Origin of the sequence: Psychrobacter sp. AOP22-C1-C5 (assembly GCF_052378885.1) — a bacterium.
GTDB lineage: Bacteria > Pseudomonadota > Gammaproteobacteria > Pseudomonadales > Moraxellaceae > Psychrobacter.
Map to the genome: position 1 here is coordinate 497,485 of NZ_JBQSYC010000003.1, position 20,004 is coordinate 517,488.

Annotated in this window: 16 protein-coding genes; 10 read left to right on the forward strand and 6 right to left on the reverse strand. The window is 42.9% G+C overall.

Translation table 11 applies throughout. The features are described 5' to 3' along the window. Nucleotides 1-109 precede the first annotated feature (109 nt). From rlmD to cysM, 3 genes are all read right to left on the reverse strand, one after another. Nucleotides 110-1,651, reverse strand: coding sequence for a 23S rRNA (uracil(1939)-C(5))-methyltransferase RlmD (rlmD, locus tag ACT3TH_RS06860; protein ID WP_444755095.1), 1,542 nt, complete (start codon nt 1,649-1,651; stop codon nt 110-112). Nucleotides 1,652-1,723: 72 nt separating this feature from the next. Then, entirely contained in the window at nt 1,724-2,548 is an 825-nt protein-coding gene (locus tag ACT3TH_RS06865; RefSeq protein ID WP_444755096.1) for a 3'-5' exonuclease, read from the reverse strand. Nucleotides 2,549-2,593: 45 nt separating this feature from the next. Then, the gene (gene cysM / locus ACT3TH_RS06870; protein WP_444755126.1) at nt 2,594-3,547 is read right to left on the reverse strand and encodes a cysteine synthase CysM; all 954 of its coding nucleotides are present in this window, start codon (nt 3,545-3,547) and stop codon (nt 2,594-2,596) included. Between the two features lie 442 nt (nt 3,548-3,989). Between cysM and ACT3TH_RS06875 the strand changes: the two genes are divergently transcribed. The 10 genes from ACT3TH_RS06875 to tsf all read left to right on the forward strand — a co-directional run bounded on the left by ACT3TH_RS06875 (nt 3,990) and on the right by tsf (nt 17,302). Further along, the gene (locus ACT3TH_RS06875) at nt 3,990-7,478 is read left to right on the forward strand and encodes an ATP-binding protein (protein WP_444755097.1); all 3,489 of its coding nucleotides are present in this window, start codon (nt 3,990-3,992) and stop codon (nt 7,476-7,478) included. 242 nt (nt 7,479-7,720) lie between these two features. After that, nucleotides 7,721-8,533 (forward strand): crotonase/enoyl-CoA hydratase family protein, encoded by an 813-nt coding sequence (locus tag ACT3TH_RS06880; protein WP_444755098.1) that lies wholly within the window; start codon nt 7,721-7,723, stop codon nt 8,531-8,533. Nucleotides 8,534-8,789: 256 nt separating this feature from the next. Beyond that, the gene (locus ACT3TH_RS06885; RefSeq protein WP_444755099.1) at nt 8,790-10,049 is read left to right on the forward strand and encodes a multidrug effflux MFS transporter; all 1,260 of its coding nucleotides are present in this window, start codon (nt 8,790-8,792) and stop codon (nt 10,047-10,049) included. 344 nt (nt 10,050-10,393) lie between these two features. Then, the gene (locus tag ACT3TH_RS06890) at nt 10,394-11,269 is read left to right on the forward strand and encodes a transporter substrate-binding domain-containing protein (RefSeq protein WP_444755100.1); all 876 of its coding nucleotides are present in this window, start codon (nt 10,394-10,396) and stop codon (nt 11,267-11,269) included. Between the two features lie 12 nt (nt 11,270-11,281). Next, nucleotides 11,282-13,474 carry an ATP-binding protein gene (locus ACT3TH_RS06895; protein WP_444755101.1) on the forward strand — a complete coding sequence of 731 codons (2,193 nt, stop codon included), beginning with the start codon at nt 11,282-11,284 and terminating at the stop codon, nt 13,472-13,474. Nucleotides 13,475-13,536: 62 nt separating this feature from the next. Further along, nucleotides 13,537-13,899, forward strand: coding sequence for a response regulator (locus ACT3TH_RS06900; RefSeq protein WP_444755102.1), 363 nt, complete (start codon nt 13,537-13,539; stop codon nt 13,897-13,899). A 30-nt stretch (nt 13,900-13,929) separates the two neighbouring features. Beyond that, nucleotides 13,930-14,379, forward strand: coding sequence for a chemotaxis protein CheX (locus ACT3TH_RS06905; protein WP_444755103.1), 450 nt, complete (start codon nt 13,930-13,932; stop codon nt 14,377-14,379). A 38-nt stretch (nt 14,380-14,417) separates the two neighbouring features. Then, complete coding sequence (locus ACT3TH_RS06910) at nt 14,418-14,867, forward strand: chemotaxis protein CheX (RefSeq protein WP_444755104.1); 450 nt, start codon at nt 14,418-14,420, stop codon at nt 14,865-14,867. 455 nt (nt 14,868-15,322) lie between these two features. Further along, nucleotides 15,323-16,114, forward strand: coding sequence for a 30S ribosomal protein S2 (gene rpsB / locus ACT3TH_RS06915; RefSeq protein WP_444755105.1), 792 nt, complete (start codon nt 15,323-15,325; stop codon nt 16,112-16,114). 306 nt (nt 16,115-16,420) lie between these two features. Next, nucleotides 16,421-17,302 (forward strand): translation elongation factor Ts, encoded by an 882-nt coding sequence (tsf, locus tag ACT3TH_RS06920; RefSeq protein WP_444755106.1) that lies wholly within the window; start codon nt 16,421-16,423, stop codon nt 17,300-17,302. A gap of 181 nt (nt 17,303-17,483) precedes the next feature. Here the strand turns inward: tsf and ACT3TH_RS06925 are convergent, their stop codons facing one another. From ACT3TH_RS06925 to ACT3TH_RS06935, 3 genes are all read right to left on the reverse strand, one after another. Beyond that, the gene (locus ACT3TH_RS06925; protein ID WP_444755107.1) at nt 17,484-18,296 is read right to left on the reverse strand and encodes a lytic transglycosylase domain-containing protein; all 813 of its coding nucleotides are present in this window, start codon (nt 18,294-18,296) and stop codon (nt 17,484-17,486) included. A gap of 483 nt (nt 18,297-18,779) precedes the next feature. Then, on the reverse strand, nt 18,780-19,469 hold the full coding sequence (locus ACT3TH_RS06930) for an LrgB family protein (RefSeq protein ID WP_444755108.1): 690 nt from the start codon (nt 19,467-19,469) through the stop codon (nt 18,780-18,782). Between the two features lie 16 nt (nt 19,470-19,485). Continuing rightward, nucleotides 19,486-19,920, reverse strand: coding sequence for a CidA/LrgA family protein (locus ACT3TH_RS06935; RefSeq protein WP_444755109.1), 435 nt, complete (start codon nt 19,918-19,920; stop codon nt 19,486-19,488). Nucleotides 19,921-20,004 lie beyond the last annotated feature (84 nt).

Sequence of the window (20,004 nt, forward strand, 5' to 3'; positions counted from 1 at the left end):
TAAATAGCCGTCATTTATTAGTCATGCTTAACCAAGGTTTTGATTAAGCATAAGTTATTGAAAAAACGGCCATTTACTACTTCGAAGGATTTGGTTAAATAAGTAAGTGTTAAACAGCTATTTTTTCAAAACGTGCGATGGATTCAACATGGCCTGTATGGCAGAACATGTCCATCACGCCAGCGTGAGTCAAGCGGTAACCTTGCTCTAATAACGCTTTTGTATCGCGAGCAAGTGTGGCCGGGTTGCAAGACACATAAACGATTCGTTCAGCATTAAATTTAGGTAGATATTGCATAATTTCCCACGCGCCAGAACGTGGCGGATCAATCAATAATGCATCAAAGCCTTGATTGGCCCAAGGTTTATCAGTGCAATCTTGTGTCAAATCTTGACTGTAAAACTCAGTATTATTGATGCCATTGCGACGTGCATTATCTGCTGCACGTGCGGTCATCGCTTCGCTACCTTCAACGCCGACAACCGACCCTGTCTCGCCAACGAGTCGCGCCAATGGCAAGCTAAAGTTACCAAGACCGCTAAATAAATCCAGTACGCGTTCGCCCGCTTTTAAATCCAACAAGTCACAAGCAAGCTTTGTCATCTGACGATTGACAGATAAGTTTACTTGAGTAAAGTCAGTAGGAATAAACTCAAAAGTAAGGTCATATTCTAGCAATTGATAATACAAACGTCCGAATTGCTGGCTCATATCGTCCGCATCCGTCAAGGCAATACGCTGGATGCTATCAACGCCTTTAGACTGTAAGTATAATTGCCAATTGCGAGCAGCAAAGAATACCTTTAGCTTATCGACATCAGCGTCTGACAACGGCTCTAAATTGCGTACAATCAGGGCAACAGGTTGATCGCCGTCGGGTAGTTCAGAGATTTTCTCACCCATTGCCAATTCGAGTTGAGCAATCTTGTCACGGCTCTCTAGGCTGCCAATCAGCGCTTTTAAGTTCTCAATCTCAAAACCAATACGCGGATCTAAGATATGGCACTCATTCAATTCCGCTAAGAAATTACTTGAGCGCTCACGAAAGCCAACCAAGGCAGTTTCTTTTTTGACGACATAACGTACGCCCAATCGGGCTTTGGTACGATAGCCTAGACGATCACCAACGACTGGTTCAAGCCAATGATCGGGCGCTATGTTGGCTTGATGCAAAAGCATTTCAGCCAATACAGATTGTTTAAAATTGATTTGTCCTTCAGGTGCCCAGTGCTGCAAATTACAACCACCGCAAACGCCAAAATGCGGGCAGGGTGGTACAGCACGCTCAGGGTTTGGATTGGCAGTGATACTAATGGCATCGCCTTCTTCAAAACTATTACGAACGTTGGTCAACCTGACCACCGCACTTTCACCCGGCAAAGCAAAGCTCACAAACACTTTTTTGCCATGTTTGTCTTCGACATGGCCATCCGCTACACCAAAACCATTGCCATATACTGCCACGCCGCGACCATCATGTGACAAACCATCAATAGTAAAAGGTAGAGGCTCTGCATCTTTTAGACGACGACGCGTCTTCGATGAGGGTTTAGACTTTTTCTTATTAGGGGGAATCGCAATGGTTTGGTTGTCATTGGATGTTTGAGGAGCATCAAGTGTTGTAGACGTTTTTGAATCGGTGGGTTGCATAAACCTGCCTTAGTAATAAATGATAAATAATTAAAAAATAAGTATGAAAGCGATTGTTTAAAATATGGTCTGTTAAGATTTAGGCGTAAATGACCAATCAGCAATGAAATCTTGATGACGTGCACTGCCATCTGCTTGGGTATATTTTGCCAAATAATCATAACTTTGTTGCTGCCACGCCTCAAAGTCTGGTGAGGACAACTGTCCTGTTAGACGCAACCAACGCAGATATATCAGCCAAGTATTCATGACGTCAGACTCACAATAGATAGACAGCGTCTGCCAATCCTCATTGTTGACAAGATCGCCTACCATGCTGCCATCGACATCTGTCTTACCGGGCAATCCGTATAAGCTGGCAACCACGTCCATGGCTTCGCGGCGGCTAGCACCGTACTGGCTGAATCTGTCCATCAAATCAAGATGACGCGTATGGAAGCGATTGACGTAATTGTTAAAACGCATGTTTTTGATGCGTTCGCCTTCTTCAAACAACCATGGCGCTGACAAATCATATTGCATAGCGCGATATATCAATACAGGAATGTCAAAACCCGAGCCGTTCCAACTGATGAGCTGAGGCAGTTTTTCAAGATCACTAAATGCTCGAAAAAACTTAGCAAGTATGTCTTTTTCACTAAACTTATCGGCAGTCAAAGAAAATAATGATAAGTTGCCATCCTTGATATACAACGCGGAAATACAAACAATACGCTGCAACGGCAAGCGCATAAAGTCGTGTCCCGCTTCTTGTGTGCGTATCGCGGTCAACGCGCTTAGCGTATCTGAATCATTGAGATCCGCCAATTGTGGGTAGATACGGCGCGCTGCTTGGATATCAGCGACAGTCTCGATATCAAAGACCAATATAGGGTCGGATGGTAGGGCTTGTGGCATAAGGATTCCTGATTGAACCAACTAAACTGAACGGCGTTCTGTACGTTAATTAACTTCTTTACCATCATCGACATGACTGTCATTAACACTATACAGACCTGTTGATAAGTAACGATCGCCGCGATCGCAAACGATAAAAGCGATGACAGCGTCAGGGTTTTCTTTAGCCACTTGTATCGCAGCCCATGCAGCTGCTCCTGAAGAGACGCCTGCGAAAATACCTTCGTTTTTGGCCAGTTTACGCATATAGATTTCTGCAGTATGCTGATCGACATCCATAACCTCATCGACCAAATCTGCGTCAAAGATGCCCGGCATATAAGCGGCAGGCCAGCGACGAATACCAGCAATAGAAGCCTCTTCATCTGGTTGCAGACCGATAACTTTGATGTCTGGATTTTGCTCTTTAAGATAGCGTGAGACACCCGTAATAGTGCCTGTCGTACCCATTGAGCTGATAAAATGAGTGATTTTACCGTCCGTTTGTGTCCATAGTTCAGGGCCTGTAGTTAGGTAATGCGCTTGGCTGTTATCAGGGTTGTTAAACTGATCTAAAACGACACCTTCGCCATTTGCTTGCATTTGCAATGCCAAATCGCGTGCTGCTTCCATGCCTTCATCGACTTCGATTAAAGTTGCTCCATAAGCAATCATGGCGTCTTTGCGCTCTTGAGTCGAATTGGTTGGCATCAATAGGGTGATTGGATAGCCACGCATGGCTGCAACCATAGCCAAGGCAATGCCTGTATTACCACTGGTGGCTTCGATCAACATGTCACCAGGCTTTATATCACCGCGCTGTTCTGCTTGATAAATCATATTGAAAGCAGGACGGTCCTTGACAGAGCCAGCTGGATTATTCCCTTCAAGTTTGGCTAGTAGTACAGCACCATTGGTTATTGGTGCTTGCTCAGGCAAGCGTTGCAATTTAACCAACGGCGTCTGGCCAACGCAATCGGCGAGGACAGTGACTTGAGTGATAAAGTTGGCGTTTGACATGGCCGTAGCGGACATAAGGTATCCTTATTGGTTTGCAAAATTGATTTTCAAATGACGGTTTATTTTTCAAATATAATTCTGGTTTTTGAGTAAATAATTTAATAAAGTGACTATCGGCGTAAGCTTTTGATTTAGTAAGTAATTATATTATGAGTTTCACAAAAAAATACCGACAAGGAATAAGTTGCGTCATTATATCATTTTGTTTTTGGCTACGCTGATGGCATCCAGAAATTTTAATAAATGAGTAGGGTCTAAAAATAGCAAGCCAGCTAAAATATATTTGAGCGATCTCGTTTGTCAGCAACGATGTGCGATGACAGTATCGGCGTTCATAAATACTGTTAAAATGCCTGAATTATTTAGCATTTGCTTATAAATAAAAGCAATCTATCTCTGTTATTTATAGATAGCACAAATCCCAGTAGAGAGTAAAGCGAGCATGGCATACAAAAAACGTTTTGATACCAGTAGTGCGTATGGTCAGCTCATCATATTGGTGTTTTTGCCAATCTGTGTACTAGCAGCTGTCGGCGGTATTTTGGTTTTTTATGAAACCATGCGTGCCAGCAATTCAGAACAAGAGGTATTGGCTGAAGCCGTATTGATTCGCCATGCTCCAGCAATTGCCGAGTTGGTTCCTGAACTATTAGAGCAAGAACAACGCCAACAAACAGATAGCGAGGCCGCTGCAGATGAGACCGCGGCAACCAAGCTTGAAGGCATTCGAGATAAGCTGGGTCGTATGCAGTCAGAGCAACACGTACAGCGTATTGCGATTATTAATGAGAACAATGAAGTACTTATGGCGGTCGGCTATGGGCTAAATGAAGAGTGGCCGCCGCTAGATATCGGCTCAGATGTAAAAGAGAATTTTGTGTCGCAAAAGCCAACGGCGATCGGTACGGCTTATGGCAGTGTGTTAGGAGACTTTGAAGGGCGAAGGCTGTGGTTGCTAGTGGATATGGACAATGAACCGCTTTATATTGCGCGTTATCGTATTGCCATGGCACTGGTAATTACTGGTTTGTTCACCATTCTTATTTTATTACTCAGCCTAAACATCTATTCAAAGCGTTGGATTGCGCCCATTTATGAGCTACGTTTGCAGCTGCAACGCACCCATGTCGACAATTTGTATCAGCCTATTCCGGTGGAGTCAGATGGTGAGCTGAATTTGTTGCAGCAAGACTTGGTCAAAACCTTGCGCCGGTTGCACAGAAGCTTTCAAGAACTGAAAGATCACGCTGAGCAAACTGAAGATGATTTGCGACTTGCTTTCGATGAGATGGAGATGCAAAACATCTCTATTCGTAATGCGCGCGATGCCGCTATCTCAACCAGCCAAGCCAAATCCGCGTTTTTGGCCAACATCAGCCATGAGCTGCGCACGCCCCTAAACAGTATCGATGGCTTTATCAACCTATTAGCACGTCATGGTGAATTGAATCCAGAACAAGACTTATATGTACAAACCATACGTAAGTCCTCGGCACACTTACTGGCACTGGTGAATGATGTTTTGGATTTTTCTAAAATTGAAGCCGGCAAATTGGTGCTTGATCGTCACGAGTTTGATCTTTATGACACCATCTATGATGTGGTCGATATGCTCTCACCTGTTTCCGCAGAAAAAGGTCTGCGCATGGCGGTGTTGTTTTATAACGATGTGCCGATGCGTATCAATGGTGATGCCCTGAGGCTCAAGCAAGTATTGACCAATATTGTTGGCAATGCGATTAAGTTTACTGACAGTGGCGATGTGGTCGTGCGCGTTAGCCTAGACGATCACCGCGACAACTATTTGATGATTAGCGTGCAAGACAGCGGTAAAGGAATTTCTTTGGCCGATCAAAAAATGCTGTTTCAAAGCTTTAGCCAAGGTGATCCATCAATTACCCGTCAATATGGCGGTACAGGATTGGGATTGGTCATCTCCAAGCAATTGACCCGACTGATGGGCGGCGACATTGGTTTTCATGACAATGCTCAAGAAAACATTGCCAATCAGGGTGCGACGTTTTGGTTTCGCATGCCAGCGCATGTCGATGTGTTGGAAGCTGCTACAGGTCAGACGATAGAGCTGCCAGTTTTGGCACCGCTTGCAAGTGACACCGATGAGTTCAATGTACTGGTATGGATCAATCATACTGCTTCTATTCAAGTGCTCAAGGCCAGCTTGCAGTACTTACCGATTAAACTGACCCAAGCCAACTCGTTACCGGGTGTCCTTGAGTCTTTAAAAGAGCGAGGTAACTATTGGGACTGGGTCATCGTCGATGATGACACCCAAGACGATATGATGGCGCTCCTCAAACAGATTCGTTTGCATTATCAAGGCAAGCTTGCGGTATTTGGTTATCAAGTTGCCGCTGACCAAGCTCTGTTAAACCGTTATCACGCTAACATACTGTATGAGCCGCTGGACAAAAGGCAGCTCTACGCCATGCTCGATACCCAAAACCGTAGTGTGCCAAATAGTATGCAAGAACCACGCTGGAAGGGGGTGACGGTACTGGCAGTGGATGATCATTTGCCCAATCTATTGGTGCTTGATGCTTTACTTAGCGAGCTTGGCATTCAGGTTATCACCGCGAGTAGTGGTTTTGATGCTATTGAAATTATTAGCAAGCAACAAACCAAAAATCTCAAAACAGCCAAGAGTGACAAGCGCAGTCTTTCGAATAAAACCCAGCTCTCCAAAGCTGAAGCTCGTGATGAGATCAGCAAAAAATCAAATAGTGCGCTTTATACTGAAGATTCCAGTAGCGAAGATAAAGGAACGGTTCAGGATAAGAGTAACATTGATCTAATATTTATGGATATTCAGATGCCGCGTATGTCAGGACATGAGGCCGCAAGACAAATTCGTAATATCGAAAGTGATGATAACCGTGTGCCCATTATTGCTTTGACCGCGCATGGCTTGGCGGACGAGCGTGACAAGCTCATCGCAAGCGGCATCAATGACTATGTAGGTAAGCCCATTAGTCAGCCACAGTTGCTACAAGTATTACAAAAATGGCTTGGACGTACGACGACCACGCCGCAATTAACGGCATTGCCCGATACCACTTTACAAGGCATGGATCTGCAAGAAAATCCTGCGCAAAGCCAAAATGTTGATGACTATTCGACATGGCCATCAGATTCTACGATGATGGCGTATCCAATTATTAAAGGTGATGAAAACCGTATGGAAGGTGTGCCTGATATGGCGAATCAGCGCAAACTCACGCGTCCCTTATCACTGAAAAAAATTCGTGATGATTACTTACGCGATAGCCAGCCACGTGAGGATTATAGACGAGAGACGCCGCGCGAAACCCAGCCACGTTATGAGAGCTTACGCTTACACAAACAGGGCGCTACTTCATCACTATATTCATCAAAAGATACTCTGGACAGTGCCAATGAAGGAAGCACAGCAAGTATGGGGTCAGCCCTTTATGAACAAGAAAAAATAAACTTAGGTAGTCATCATCCAAGTCATCATTATCCAAGGGTTGATGATAGCCATTCCTTAGATATTTTGGATTGGCAAGACGCGCTTACTCGTTCAGCGAACAAACCTGATCTGGCAGCCAAGCTTATTATCATGATGCTTGATACCATTAATGATGAAAAACAGGCTTTGACCCAAGCTTGGGACAACCGTGACCGTCATATGCTGGCACAAATAGCTCATCGTATATTGGGGGGCAGTCGTTACACAGGTGTTCCGCAATTGCGACAAGCCAGTCAAGACTTGGAAGATAAGTGTTTGTTGAATCTGCAACATACCACACCTGCCCAGTTTGCTATGCTTGAGCCTTATTATGTAGCGCTCTTAACGGCATTGAACAATTTGCAAACGCTGGATTTGTCTACTTACCCTCAGCTCAATTATCACCGTTTGAGTGAAAACGACATGACATGGAAGATGATATAAACTCGCAGTTTTTGTTTACCTAGGCCTAGTAGCCAAAAGTGGCCTAACAGCACGTTATAAAGGTTTACATTCTTTCATTTAGAATGGAGCAACGCTGTTTTTTTATTATCCTGTAAAAAGTTGCGTTTATAGAGGGCTTATGAGTAATAACGTGGCAGTCAATGATTGCCGCGGTGGGATAAGGGTAAGCCTGATAATATTGCTATTAACAACACGATATTTATTCTTTAATAAGGACGATTATGAACGCGATTGCCACTTACCAATATGAGACATTACAAGTAAGTATCACTAACCAGATACTCACGGTTACTTTAAATCGTCCAAACAAAAAAAATGCCATGAGCTTCCAGTTAATGGATGAGCTGATTGCAGTAGCAGGTCACATCGCTAAAGACAGAACGATACGAGCAGTCATTTTAAAAGGGGCAGACGGGACATTTTGTGCAGGTATTGATCTGAGCGATTTGAATCATCCAAAGAACCAAGCATTTGCGCTTTGGGAGCTGATCAAGCCATGTCAGAGCTCATTCCAACGAGTGTGTCTTGTATGGCGCGATTTACCAGTACCTGTCATTGCTGTCCTAGAAGGTCATTGTATTGGCGCCGGACTACAATTGGCGCTGGCGTGCGATGTGCGTATTAGTCATCCTGATTGCAAATTGTCTATTATGGAAGCCAAATGGGGTTTAGTACCAGACATGGGACTGACTCAATCTGCCTTTGGAGTGGTGCGAGAAGATACTCTAAAAGAGCTGGCAATGAGTGCGCGTATGATTGACGCTACTGAAGGCAGAGAGCTGGGTCTGGTCAGTCATTGCAGTGACACCCCACTTGAACACGCACAAAAGCTTGCCGCTGAATTTGCAGAGCGCTCCCCTGATGCTGTGCTGGCGAGTAAGCGAATCGTCAATGCCATGTATCAGCAATCGACAACTACCTTATATAAAGAAAAAATATGGCAGCTTAAGATGATGCTCGGTCGTAACCGTAAGCTTGCCTTGAGAAAAGCCAAACAAGCCAGTACCGCTTTTGCCAAGCGTCAGTTTCGCTAATAGATTTTCACTACAACCAATTAATCTTTTAACGCATGGAATCGATAATTGTTAGGATTTGTTTTGTTAATGTCATATAAACATTGAAATACAGGCGTATAGTGCAATATAGCATTGTCTGCTTGTCGATATACGCGCACCTATATAAAAGTAACGTTGTCTTATCATGTATGGCGGTCACTTTTAACAGCGAATGAACATCGATAGGTAAGAACGCATGAATAATAAAACAATCACTATATAAAATGGTCTGAATATGTCTGCTCCAAAATCCTCCCTACCCAATAGACCCATCGCCTCTGAGCGAGTGCGATCGGCTGATTTGCCTGTTGCATGGATCATGATGCTTGGACTTATCGTAGCGGTAGGGCCATTGTCCATCGACATGTATTTGCCAGCGCTGCCTTCCATGGCCGATGACTTTGGAGTATCAACTGCCTTTATGGCCAACTCTGTTCCTGCGTACTTTTTAGGTTTGGTGTTCGGTCAGCTATTTTATGGGCCCTTTAGTGATCGGGTAGGCCGAGTGAAGCCTTTGTACATCGGTATGACATTATATGTGATTGCCTCGATCATTTGTGCAACGACTAATAATGAGTATGTGTTGTTTGTCGGACGGACAATGCAGGCACTTGGCGCTTGTGTGGGGGCAGTGGTGACGCGTGCTGCTATTCGTGATCGTTTAACGGCCAAACAAACGGCAAAAGCTTTTTCTATTATGATTTTGGTAATGGGCTTGGCACCGATATTAGCGCCCTCGCTTGGAGCGGTATTTTTACAGTTTTTTAGCTGGCACTCTATTTTTTGGTTTTTAGCAGCTTTTGGTACGTTGAATTTGTTACTCACCAAGTTTTTCTTTTTTGAAACCTTGACTGAAGAAAATCGCAATGTGCGTCCTGCCAGAGAAGTTCTGAGTCAATATTGGGATTTGTTAAAAGACCCAACCTTTAATTATCCAGCGATTGGTGGCGGGCTACTAATGGGTGCGATGTTTGTCTATATTAGCTCAGCTTCTGAGTTGATTATGGATACTTACGGCGTATCAGCGACGCATTTTGGCTGGCTCTTTGGCATGAATGCAGCAGGCTTTGTGGCGCTCACCCAATTAAACCAATGGCTCACCAATCGTTTTCGGATTTTAAGTATTTTGCGTTTTGGTGCGATGATGCAGGTTATTTCTGCAGGTGTGCTGTTCGTTATTGGTCTTTTCTTAGGTACAGATGCGTGGTTGCCATTGGTGCTCGCCTGCATTTTCTTTTGTATTGCAGGTCTGGGTTTGACTCAGCCAAATGCTTCTGCGATTGCGCTTGCTTTTCAAAAACGTCGCGCTGGTATGGCAAGTGCGCTACAAGGCTCACTCATGTTTTCAGTTGGTATTTTCGGCGGTTTATTATTGAATCTGTTTCCAGTTAACCCCGTACTCAAAATTGGTATTGCCATGTTTGCGTTGATGAGCTTAGGTACTTTTTTAGTCTGGAAAATAGACCGTACTTTAAATTTAGATGATGCAGAATAACTAAAAGCCGCTAATATTTTTACGCCCTATTTGAAAAGCATTTATACATTGACTCTGTATAAGTGCTTTTTTTATGTCTCACATATTTATATAGCTCTCTAACATTTTCTGATTAAATTTATATATTTAACGAAAATAGTAGTTTATAAACGCCAAATTTCAGCTTTTTTTGCTATATAGGGCAAATTCTTTGTAACAACCAAACATAATTATTGCAATAACAAAGTTAGAGAAGTATTATCCTACGTAACTTTCTGTAATTAAATGTTGTGAAGATATTACTTCACCTCACTAGAATGTCATTCACTGAATTTTGGAACAACGTTGAGCTTAAAGGGTACATCATGAAGCAGTTATATCGAGTACTACCAATCATATTGAGTGTTGGATTATTTGGGTGCGGTAATAACTCCACTCAAGAAAATGCTGGCGCTGCTGGTACATCAGTAACAGAAAATAAAGACAGCTTTGTCAGCAAACTACCTGATACTGCGCCCGTTATTAAGGTTGCGACAACTGGTACAACGCCTCCTTTTTCGTTCCAAGATGATTATGGCAATATGCAGGGCATTGATATTGACTCCATTCGTGCTATTGGCGAAGAACAAGGATTCAAGGTCGAATTCTATAAAGAGACGTGGCAAAACTTGTTTGACAGTGTTGAGTCAGGCAACCGAGATTTGGGTATTGCAGGTATTTCTTACAAAGATGACCGAGCCGCAAGATACGGCTTATCAGTCCCTTACTTTTTTAATCCAGCAGCAATCATGTATGCTAAAAGCGATTTGAATCTCGATAGTTTAGAAGATTTGCAAGGTATGAATGTAGGGATTGTGGAAGGCACAAAGCAAGAGGATCAGCTTAAAGCAATGGGTAGTTACAGTAATTTAACTACCAGAACTACTCCTTTTTTAATGTATGAGGATCTCGTACAAGGCAAGGTAGATGCTATATTGCATGATTTGCCTATTTTGCAATATACGGCAAAAAACCACCCAGAGTATGACGTCAAAATTGTTCCTTATGAAGGTCAAGATAATCCAGCCGCTCAGCAAGTAATCTTGATGGCGAAAGGCAATAGTAAGCTTATCAATCAGGTGAATGAAGGTATTACTAAGCTAAAAGCGAATGGTACCTTTAAAAAGATTGAAGAGCGTTGGTTGAGTGCAGATACCTCTGCTGATAAGAGCGCTTCTGATACTACTAAGCAATTGAACTAAGGAATTCTAAAGATGGCAACCACACCAAATATTGACAATAAGCGCTATCAAGGTCTAATCATTTCAATTGCACTATTCTTATCTTTGATTGGTGCCTTGCTAGCGTTTACGTTTTTTACCTCAAGCTTATTAGTAAGAAACACAGCTTTAATTGACCAGACCAACCAAGTCGCTAACAGCGCACAGGCAGTAATTAAAGATCTTTTTGACTTAGATGCAAGTTATGGTGAGGATACCAACTCCCCACACATGCAACGAGTGTTAGAGCGCTTGGAGCAAAACACCGCTTCGATCACCAGCACTATTGCTGCTATCGAACAAGGTGGCAAGGTTACTGACAATGAAGGCAACAGCTATAACCTGCCGAAAATTGATAGTGATGCACAGGCAAATATTGCTGCCGCCAATAAAGAATGGGCAGCTTTAGAGCCTAAGATTCAGGCTTATCTTAAAGATGCAGATAACGTTATGGTACCCTCTGCCGATGCGTTGACGCAGGCCGTTGAGCAGGCAAAGACATCGAGTCTATTTATTAACGATTCTTTAGACAGTCTTACTAACGACGTGTTTAACACCGCAAAACGTGAAGCGACTGCTATTCGTCTTATTCAGGCACTAGGGGTTGTTGCTATCTTTGCCTACTTCTTGATCTTCGTATTCTTCTTCGTACGTCGTTTGCGTGAGACAGATGCTGAGGCACTAGCCGCGCGTCGTGAAACTCAAGAAATTATGGAAACGGTAAATACGGGTCTATTCCTACTTGATAAAGACTTGCGTATTGGACAGCAGCATTCTCGAGCACTAAACGATATTATCGGTGCTGATCGTTTGGCAGGGGAGAACTTTACCAATGTCCTACGCGGTCGTATTTCTGATAAAGATCTAAAGACTACGCAGCAGTTTATTGAGCAGCTTTATAATCCGCGCGTTAAAGAAAAGTTGGTAGATTCTCTTAATCCTTTGCACAAGGTTATGCTACATAACACCTCTGGTAATAAGACGCTTAATGAGCGCTTCTTAGATTTCAAATTCTCACGTGTTTATGACAACAAAGACATTGCCCGTATTTTGGTCAACGTTAACGATGTGTCTGATGCTGTTTATCTAGAGCAGCGCCTAGAAAAAGAACGTTCAGAAAATGACATGCAGATTGAGATGTTAACCACTATCTTGAATGTAAACCCGAAGATTATTAATGAGTTTATCGCCAATACTCAGTTGCATATCGAGAAGATGAACAATATCTTGAAAAATCCTGGTAGCTCACAGTATGAGCTTGAAGGCAAACTAAAAGCCATTTATCGTGAAATGCATAGCTTAAAGGGCGAAGCTTCTGCCTTAAAACTGCACAGCTTTACCAAAATTGCGTCAGAGGCGGAAGACAAGTTACACGGTTTACAAAATCAAGGCCAGCTATCAGGTAATGATTTCTTGCCATTGGCAGTACACTTGGATGACTTGCTCAGCTTATCGAATACTATTACAACCTTGGGTGAGCGCATCAACCGTTCAGCACCAGCGAGCGCTAAGCCTGCCACTACAAAAGCCTCGGCTACATTAAATGATAATCTTGCACATAATAGTATCGCAAAAGATGTCGTAAGCCTAGATAATGATGGCAGTCAAAACATCGATTTGGGCGGTGATGTAGCAGACGATCAGTTGGGATTCTATAAATCGTTTGCTGAAGACATTGCAGCAAGACAAGGCAAGCAAGTACAACTAACAAGTGCTACTCTGGCACAGGTGCAGATACCAGCGCATCTTGAAAAGCCGATCAAAGAGATTAGCATTCAGCTAGTACGTAATGCAGTGGTACATGGTATTGAAGCGCCAGAAGCTCGCCAAGCGACTGGCAAGAAAGCGGTAGGAACCATTGATTTAGACATAAAAGACACGGGTTCAGACATCGTATTGACAGTGCAAGACGATGGTCAAGGTATTGATTACGATAGTATCCGTACCAAATTGAGTCAAGAAGGTCGTTTTAGCACAGAAGAGGCCAGCCTACTTAGCCAAAATGACTTACTGAAACACCTGTTTTCTTCTGGTTTCTCGACCAAAGAACACGCAGACGAAGATGGCGGCCGCGGTGTTGGTCTTGACATCATTAAAGCAAAAGTGAAAGAGTATGATGGCAAGCTTAATGTAAATAGTGAACTGGGTCAGATGACGCGATTTATTATTACACTACCTAAAGCTTAATTAACAACAGCAGGTATATTGTCAAGGACGACAAGCACTTCATTAAAGGTAATAGATAAGTTATGCATAAGTTAATGATTGTTGATGATTCAAATATTATCAGAAACCGTATTCAGCGCGCATACGATTCAGGAAAGTTCATGCTGGTAGCAACTGCCACCAGCGGTGTTCAGGCCATTGAAAAGTTCAATATACATCGTCCTCATGTGATTACCATGGACTTGACCATGCCGCAAATGGATGGACTTGAATGTATTGAAAAGATCATCGCTATCGATCCTGATGTTCGTATCTTGGTGGTATCAGCTTTGTCTGATAAATCCACTGGTATCGAAGCGCTTTCGTTGGGTGCCAGCGGCTTTTTGTGCAAACCCTTCTCAGAAGAAGAGCTTGTTGAGGCTTTGTATGAGCTGGTGCAAGACTAATACCATTCAACGACTTAAGTAGATGTCATTATGAAAGAACAAAAGCTACAGATTTTTTTGAGCATTATTAGTAATTACTTTAATCAGTTTGGGGGAGAAGAGCTTATCGCTGATACCCCATATCTGTTAGAAAACAAACAGCCAAAGGTTCATGACTATACAGGTGTTATCGGTATATCAGGTGAGCAAAAAGGCGTGGTGTATTTTTCGGCAACCCATCCGTTACTCTCTTCTATATTGGATAGCATGGGCGAAACCGATAAAAGTGAAGAAAACTATATAGATTTGGCGGGTGAAGTTGCCAATACAATCGCAGGCAATGCACGCAATGAGTTTGGTCCGGAGTTTCATATCTCTGTACCATTTGTATTCAAAGGGGCGCCGCAAAGCATCGTGTTGCCAAACGATGAGCGTTCTTTTATCATTCCCATCACTTGGCACGCTCAAGTTGGCGAGATCGTGGTCTGTTTGCAGGATTAATTATTCTGCCGCTTAATAAAGATGGATATTAATATATTATGGTTAAAGTAGAAAAGCTGGGTGTGTTTCTTAGTTCGATTAACGCATTTTTTGTGCAGATCAATAGCTCAGAAGTAGCGATTGATACCCCCTACTTAAACAGCAATAAAAGTGCTATTGGTTACGACTACAGTGGGGTTATCAAAATATCGGGGCCGCTTGAAGGGTGCGTGTATGTGAGTGCGCCAAGCTCCATGTTGCGAGAAGTCATAAAAATGATGGAAGAGCCTGACTCTTCAATCACGATGATGAAAGATCTGCTGGGTGAGATGGCCAATACGATTTCTGGTAACGCTCGTACTGAGTTTGGCTCGGAGTTCATTATCTCACCGCCGCACATCGTTGAAGGTGCGCCAAGCGTGTCATATCTGCCAAAAGATCGTCAAAGCTATATCACGCCATTTACTTGGCGCGGTTATAAGGCAGTGATCGGAATTTGTATCGCTTAATCTAAAGCAAACTTCCTAAAAACTGAATCATGCGCTGTTTAAGATGAGTCAGTATCGGCTATACTAAACGTAGAAGCCAAATTTAAAAAGGTGACACAATTTGTGTCGCCTTTTTTATCGTTTGATACTTCTATATTTCGGCCTTACTCGAATGACATTAGAGCGATAAACTGCTAGAGGTTTCAATGGATTGTATGATAAAATACAGCACAGCTATTTTTATCATTTTCTTTATCGTTAGATTTGGACATTTTTTTCAAGTCTGATAATAGCTTTCATTAAACCAACCAATGACACACACATCATGGCAAAAAATTGCTGGGTGTTTGGTGACTTGATTAATTTGCAAAAAGTTAGTGGGGTCTTAAGCAACATTAACCGTAAGCAGATGCGTGTCGCTAGATAGGCAGTTTTTGTGATGTGGAGGCATAACCCAACCAATAGGACATTTTCACATGGCTACAAAGAATCCAACCAAAATCGAAATGCGCGACTTATTACAAGCTGGCGCTCACTTTGGTCACCAAACACGTTTTTGGAATCCAAAAATGGGTCCATATATTTTTGGCGCCCGTAACAAGATTCACATCATTAACTTAGAGCATACTGTAAAAGCGTTTAACGAAGCTTTGACTTACGTAAACGGCTTAGCTGCTAAGAAAAACAAAGTATTGTTCGTTGGTACTAAACGCGCTGCAAGCGGTATCGTACGTGAGCAAGCTACCCGCGCTGGCATGCCTTATGTTGACCATCGCTGGTTAGGTGGTATGTTGACTAACTGGAAAACACTACGTCAGTCAATCAACCGTCTAAAAGAGCTTGAGAAGCAAGCAGAAGATGGTACTTTCGCTAAACTAACCAAGCGTGAAGCGTTAGAGCGTACTCGTGATATGGAAAAACTTGAGCGTTCATTGGGCGGTATCAAAGATATGGGCGGCCTACCTGACGCTATCTTCGTTGTAGACGTAGATCATGAAGCAATCGCTATCAAAGAAGCCAAAAACTTGGGTATCCCAGTTATCGGTATCGTTGATACAAACTCTAGCCCAGATAACGTTGATTACATCATTCCAGCTAACGATGATGCAATCCGTGCTGTGACTTTGTATGTAACTTCTATGGCTGATGCTATCATCGCTGGTAAAGAATACGCTCAAACTCAAGCTGGTGGTAAAGCCGAGCAAGAGCCTGCTGCTACTGAAGAAGCGCCAGCTGAAACAGAAGAAGCTGCGACTCCAGCAGAATAAATAGCTGACCCGTAGGGTTTGACCTCATAAGGATACCATGGTAGTTCGTCTATCATGATCCATGTCAGGTTATTAACAGCGTACAAGCAAGCTTATAATAGGCATGATGTAGTTTTACTCGTCATGCCTTATTATTGATGAATAGCTCGTAAATAAGTGAGTATTGGTCATATAGTATTCTTACAATGATCAATGATCGATGATGAGTATTTTAATTAAGATAAAAGCGACATCGCACAAATAAACAGTAAAAACATCAAGTATAAGTTAAGCACTCCCATACATAACAATACTAAGGTAACTCTTATGACAGAAGTAAAAGTATCTGCCAAAATGGTAAAAGAATTGCGTGACCGTACTGGTCTTGGCATGATGGAATGTAAAAAAGCGTTGGAAGAATCAAACGGTGATGTTGAAGTTGCCATTGATAACCTACGTAAATCTGGTCAAGCGAAAGCCGCTAAAAAAGCGGGTAATATCGCAGCTGACGGCGCTATCATCATTGCTCAAGGTGACAACAAAGCATTCTTGTTAGAAGTTAACTGCCAAACTGACTTCGTTGCAAAAGATGACAGCTTCACAGCTTTCGCAGAAAAAGTAGCCAATCTTGCGCTAGAAAACAACGTCACTGACGTAGCTGCTATCTCTGAATTGCCTTACGGCGATGGCCAAACTGTTGAAGAAGCACGTGTATCACTTGTACAGAAAATCGGTGAAAACATTCAGATCCGCCGTGTTGAAACGCTAGAAGGTGCTAATATTGCTTCATACCGTCACGGTCTACGTATCGGCGTTGTAGTATCTTATGAAGGCGGCGATGCTGACACTGGCAAAAACCTTGCCATGCATATCGCAGCGTTCAACCCTGTTGCTGTAGATGATGAAGACGTTGCTGCTGATGTATTAGCACGTGAAAAAGATATCATCGAAGCCAAAGCAAGAGAGTCTGGTAAGCCTGACAACATCGTTGAAAAAATGATCGAAGGTGGCCTACGTAAGTACCTAGACGAAGTAACTTTACTACGTCAGCCATACGTCATGGACAACGAGAAAAAAGTTGGTGACGTACTAAAATCTGAAGGCGTAAAAGTACTTGGTTTCAAACGTCTAGAAGTTGGCGAAGGCATCGAGAAGAAGCAAGAAGATTTTGCTGCTGAAGTTGCTGCCACACAAGCGGCAAATAAGTAAGTGTTAATATGCTTGGAATGATGGTGAGTATTAATTAAGCTTTAATGCTCACTGTTTGGCTTTATTCTTAATATCATCAATATAGGATAAAGCTACCAACATAAAAAAAGCCCGTTAATTTATTAGCGGGCTTTTTTTATGTTTGGATATTGGTTATTTAATTGATCGCTTTGCCTTGATGTTAGCGTAAGGCAGCATAGGCTGAGTTGGTATAACTGGCGTTATTGATGTTGCTACTGGTGCCATAACTGACATTTTGTAAACCATCTTTCATATTGGAGTTGGTCGTTTGATTACTGGCGCTCATGCCACCACCTGAAAGTCCAACATCATTCTTATATAAGCTATGATAACGACTCATTACTCTTTGAACATAGTTGCGTGTTTCTTTAAAAGGAGGGATGCCGCCGTATTTGTCGACATTACCTTCACCTGCATTATAGCCTGCAACTGCATGTTCAATATTGTTGTTGAAGCGGCGCATGAGCCAAGCGATATATTTGGCAGAGCCTTCAATATTGTCAGCAGGGTTCCAAGGATTGCTTACATTGAAGCGGCGCGCCGTTGCTGGCATTAGCTGCATCAGACCTTGGGCGCCAACAGGCGAGCGTGCATTCGGATTGAACGCTGATTCGGTGTGCATCATCGCCTTCATGAGGCCAGGATCCACGCCATGTCGCTGGGCGGAGGCACGAATATAGCTGTCATAAGCATTACGGCTACCGCTATTACTGGCAGCACTACTACCGTAGTCATTACTGCTAGCGCTGCCGTCATACATCTTGGAGTCTTTATAGTAAGTGACTTTGACTTTTTTGGTAAATTTATCAAAGTTACCACTTGGATTGACATTGGTCAGTAGAACTTGTCCGCCTTTGTCTTTGTAGATATACATATTGCCCGCTTGAGCAGCAAGGGGAAAGCTAGAGAGAACGAAAGTGGTGAATAAAACAGGAGGCAGGCAGCGATTAACTAAGGTTACAAGATTTATCATAGGGTTATCACTTTTTCTCGAGTAATAGCAAATTGCTTTGCTTATAGGCGTGTTGGTTTGCGCGTTTAAGCGGTCATTGTGTTTGTAGGGTTTTACAGCCATAAGGGATATAGCGACCTAGCAAAAACCACGTCTAACTAAGAACCACTTGCGATAGATACAAAAAACAATAGTGGCTTACTATAACATATAATAACTTTTCAGCGCATTCAATTATAGAAATAAGCACTAAATATCAAAATTATCCTTTAAATAACTGTAAATAAATCAATAGGATATTGTTTTTTTATTTTACCAGTCTGATTTACTCACTCGTCGGTATTTCGGTATTTCGGTATTTCGGTATTTCGGTATTTCGGTATTTCGGTATTTCGGTATTGTATATTTTACCCATACTCAAAAATTGAGGCTCAGACTCTCATTCATCTGAGTAAAACGGTTAAGAGAGGATAGGATGCCATCTATGCAAGACATCTTACTCATTTAACCGCTAAACGTACTAATAAAGATAGGTACCCAGACAGCGGTAACAAGACCATTTACCGCCAGTCCAAAAGCTGCATAACGCCCAGCGGTATGACTGATTTGCCATGCTTCTACCGTACCAAAAGCGTGAGCCGCCAAGCCCAGTGCCAAGCCTTTGGCGCGGTCATCATCAACACCGCGAAACAAAAAGCGCGCGACAGTACCGCCGATAAGTCCTGAAACAATGATAATCAAATTGGCCATTGCCAGTGGGGCTTTGATTAAATCAGCCACACTCAGGCCAATGGGTGTGGTGACTGACCGCGTAGCAAAGGCAAGTATCGTATCATGACTCAACGACAATAGATAAGCCAATGACATGGGTAATAAAGCACCGACGACACTCGCAATGACGACGATTAAAGTAAGCTTTTTAATCGGCAACCCTTTAAAGTTCATCGCTGCTAGTGGCACTGCCAATAGTACGGTGACGTATCCTAAAAGATGATCAAATACAGGCTTGGCAGCACTATAATAATGATTATAATCCCACTGCAAAACGAATAAAAATACAAGAACTAGTGCAAGGGCGGTAATCACCATTGGCAGCCATGAAAGCTTACGTGCCAGTACTCGAGCGATTACGTGCGCCGCTAAGGTCAATAATATCGCCGCAAGGGTCGCCATAAACATGCTATTAAAAATCATGACATCTCTCCCCAGCTCAACGCTGTCCCTTCTGCTCATTAATCGTGCTGCTATCGATACCAGCACCGTGATTCAACCAGCGGTTGGCAAGTATGGCCAGCCCCCAAAGGGGAATCAACGTACTGATTAAAATTGTGATCATCACGCCCCATAGCTCATCTCCTAAAGCAAACAACAATAAGCCTGCCCCAGCGGAAACGGGTAGGAAGGCAAAACCACTATCGACCAATAAGGTATTACTGGCGTGTGTGAGCCAGTTAGGCAAACCTCTGAGCAGTCGCCACGTCATTAGGATAAAAAACATAGCAACCAGTCCGACGATGTTGGCGGCTTTTTCGATACCTGCCCATTGGCAGATAATCACGGCTGACTCACGGACAAAAATGACCAACGACGACGTTAGGATGACTGCCAGCCATAAGGGTAAATTGGAGGAATGCGTAGATTTCATAAGAAATTCTGGCCAAGTCAGAGATAGGTAGGGCAGTAGCATGATTTAAAATAGGCCAGTTGTGATGACCTATACGTTTGTACT

Excerpts from the sequence above, each read along its gene's own strand:
- ACT3TH_RS06930 (WP_444755108.1), bottom strand. The coding sequence starts at position 19,469 with ATGATTTTTAATAGCATGTTTATGGCGACCCTTGCGGCGATATTATTG.
- ACT3TH_RS06885 (WP_444755099.1), top strand. The coding sequence starts at position 8,790 with ATGTCTGCTCCAAAATCCTCCCTACCCAATAGACCCATCGCCTCTGAG.
- tsf (WP_444755106.1), top strand. The coding sequence starts at position 16,421 with ATGACAGAAGTAAAAGTATCTGCCAAAATGGTAAAAGAATTGCGTGAC.
- rpsB (WP_444755105.1), top strand. The coding sequence starts at position 15,323 with ATGGCTACAAAGAATCCAACCAAAATCGAAATGCGCGACTTATTACAA.
- cysM (WP_444755126.1), bottom strand. The coding sequence starts at position 3,547 with ATGTCAAACGCCAACTTTATCACTCAAGTCACTGTCCTCGCCGATTGC.
- ACT3TH_RS06935 (WP_444755109.1), bottom strand. The coding sequence starts at position 19,920 with ATGAAATCTACGCATTCCTCCAATTTACCCTTATGGCTGGCAGTCATC.
- ACT3TH_RS06925 (WP_444755107.1), bottom strand. The coding sequence starts at position 18,296 with ATGATAAATCTTGTAACCTTAGTTAATCGCTGCCTGCCTCCTGTTTTA.
- ACT3TH_RS06905 (WP_444755103.1), top strand. The coding sequence starts at position 13,930 with ATGAAAGAACAAAAGCTACAGATTTTTTTGAGCATTATTAGTAATTAC.
- ACT3TH_RS06900 (WP_444755102.1), top strand. The coding sequence starts at position 13,537 with ATGCATAAGTTAATGATTGTTGATGATTCAAATATTATCAGAAACCGT.
- ACT3TH_RS06865 (WP_444755096.1), bottom strand. The coding sequence starts at position 2,548 with ATGCCACAAGCCCTACCATCCGACCCTATATTGGTCTTTGATATCGAG.
- ACT3TH_RS06875 (WP_444755097.1), top strand. The coding sequence starts at position 3,990 with ATGGCATACAAAAAACGTTTTGATACCAGTAGTGCGTATGGTCAGCTC.
- ACT3TH_RS06910 (WP_444755104.1), top strand. The coding sequence starts at position 14,418 with ATGGTTAAAGTAGAAAAGCTGGGTGTGTTTCTTAGTTCGATTAACGCA.
- ACT3TH_RS06895 (WP_444755101.1), top strand. The coding sequence starts at position 11,282 with ATGGCAACCACACCAAATATTGACAATAAGCGCTATCAAGGTCTAATC.
- ACT3TH_RS06880 (WP_444755098.1), top strand. The coding sequence starts at position 7,721 with ATGAACGCGATTGCCACTTACCAATATGAGACATTACAAGTAAGTATC.
- rlmD (WP_444755095.1), bottom strand. The coding sequence starts at position 1,651 with ATGCAACCCACCGATTCAAAAACGTCTACAACACTTGATGCTCCTCAA.
- ACT3TH_RS06890 (WP_444755100.1), top strand. The coding sequence starts at position 10,394 with ATGAAGCAGTTATATCGAGTACTACCAATCATATTGAGTGTTGGATTA.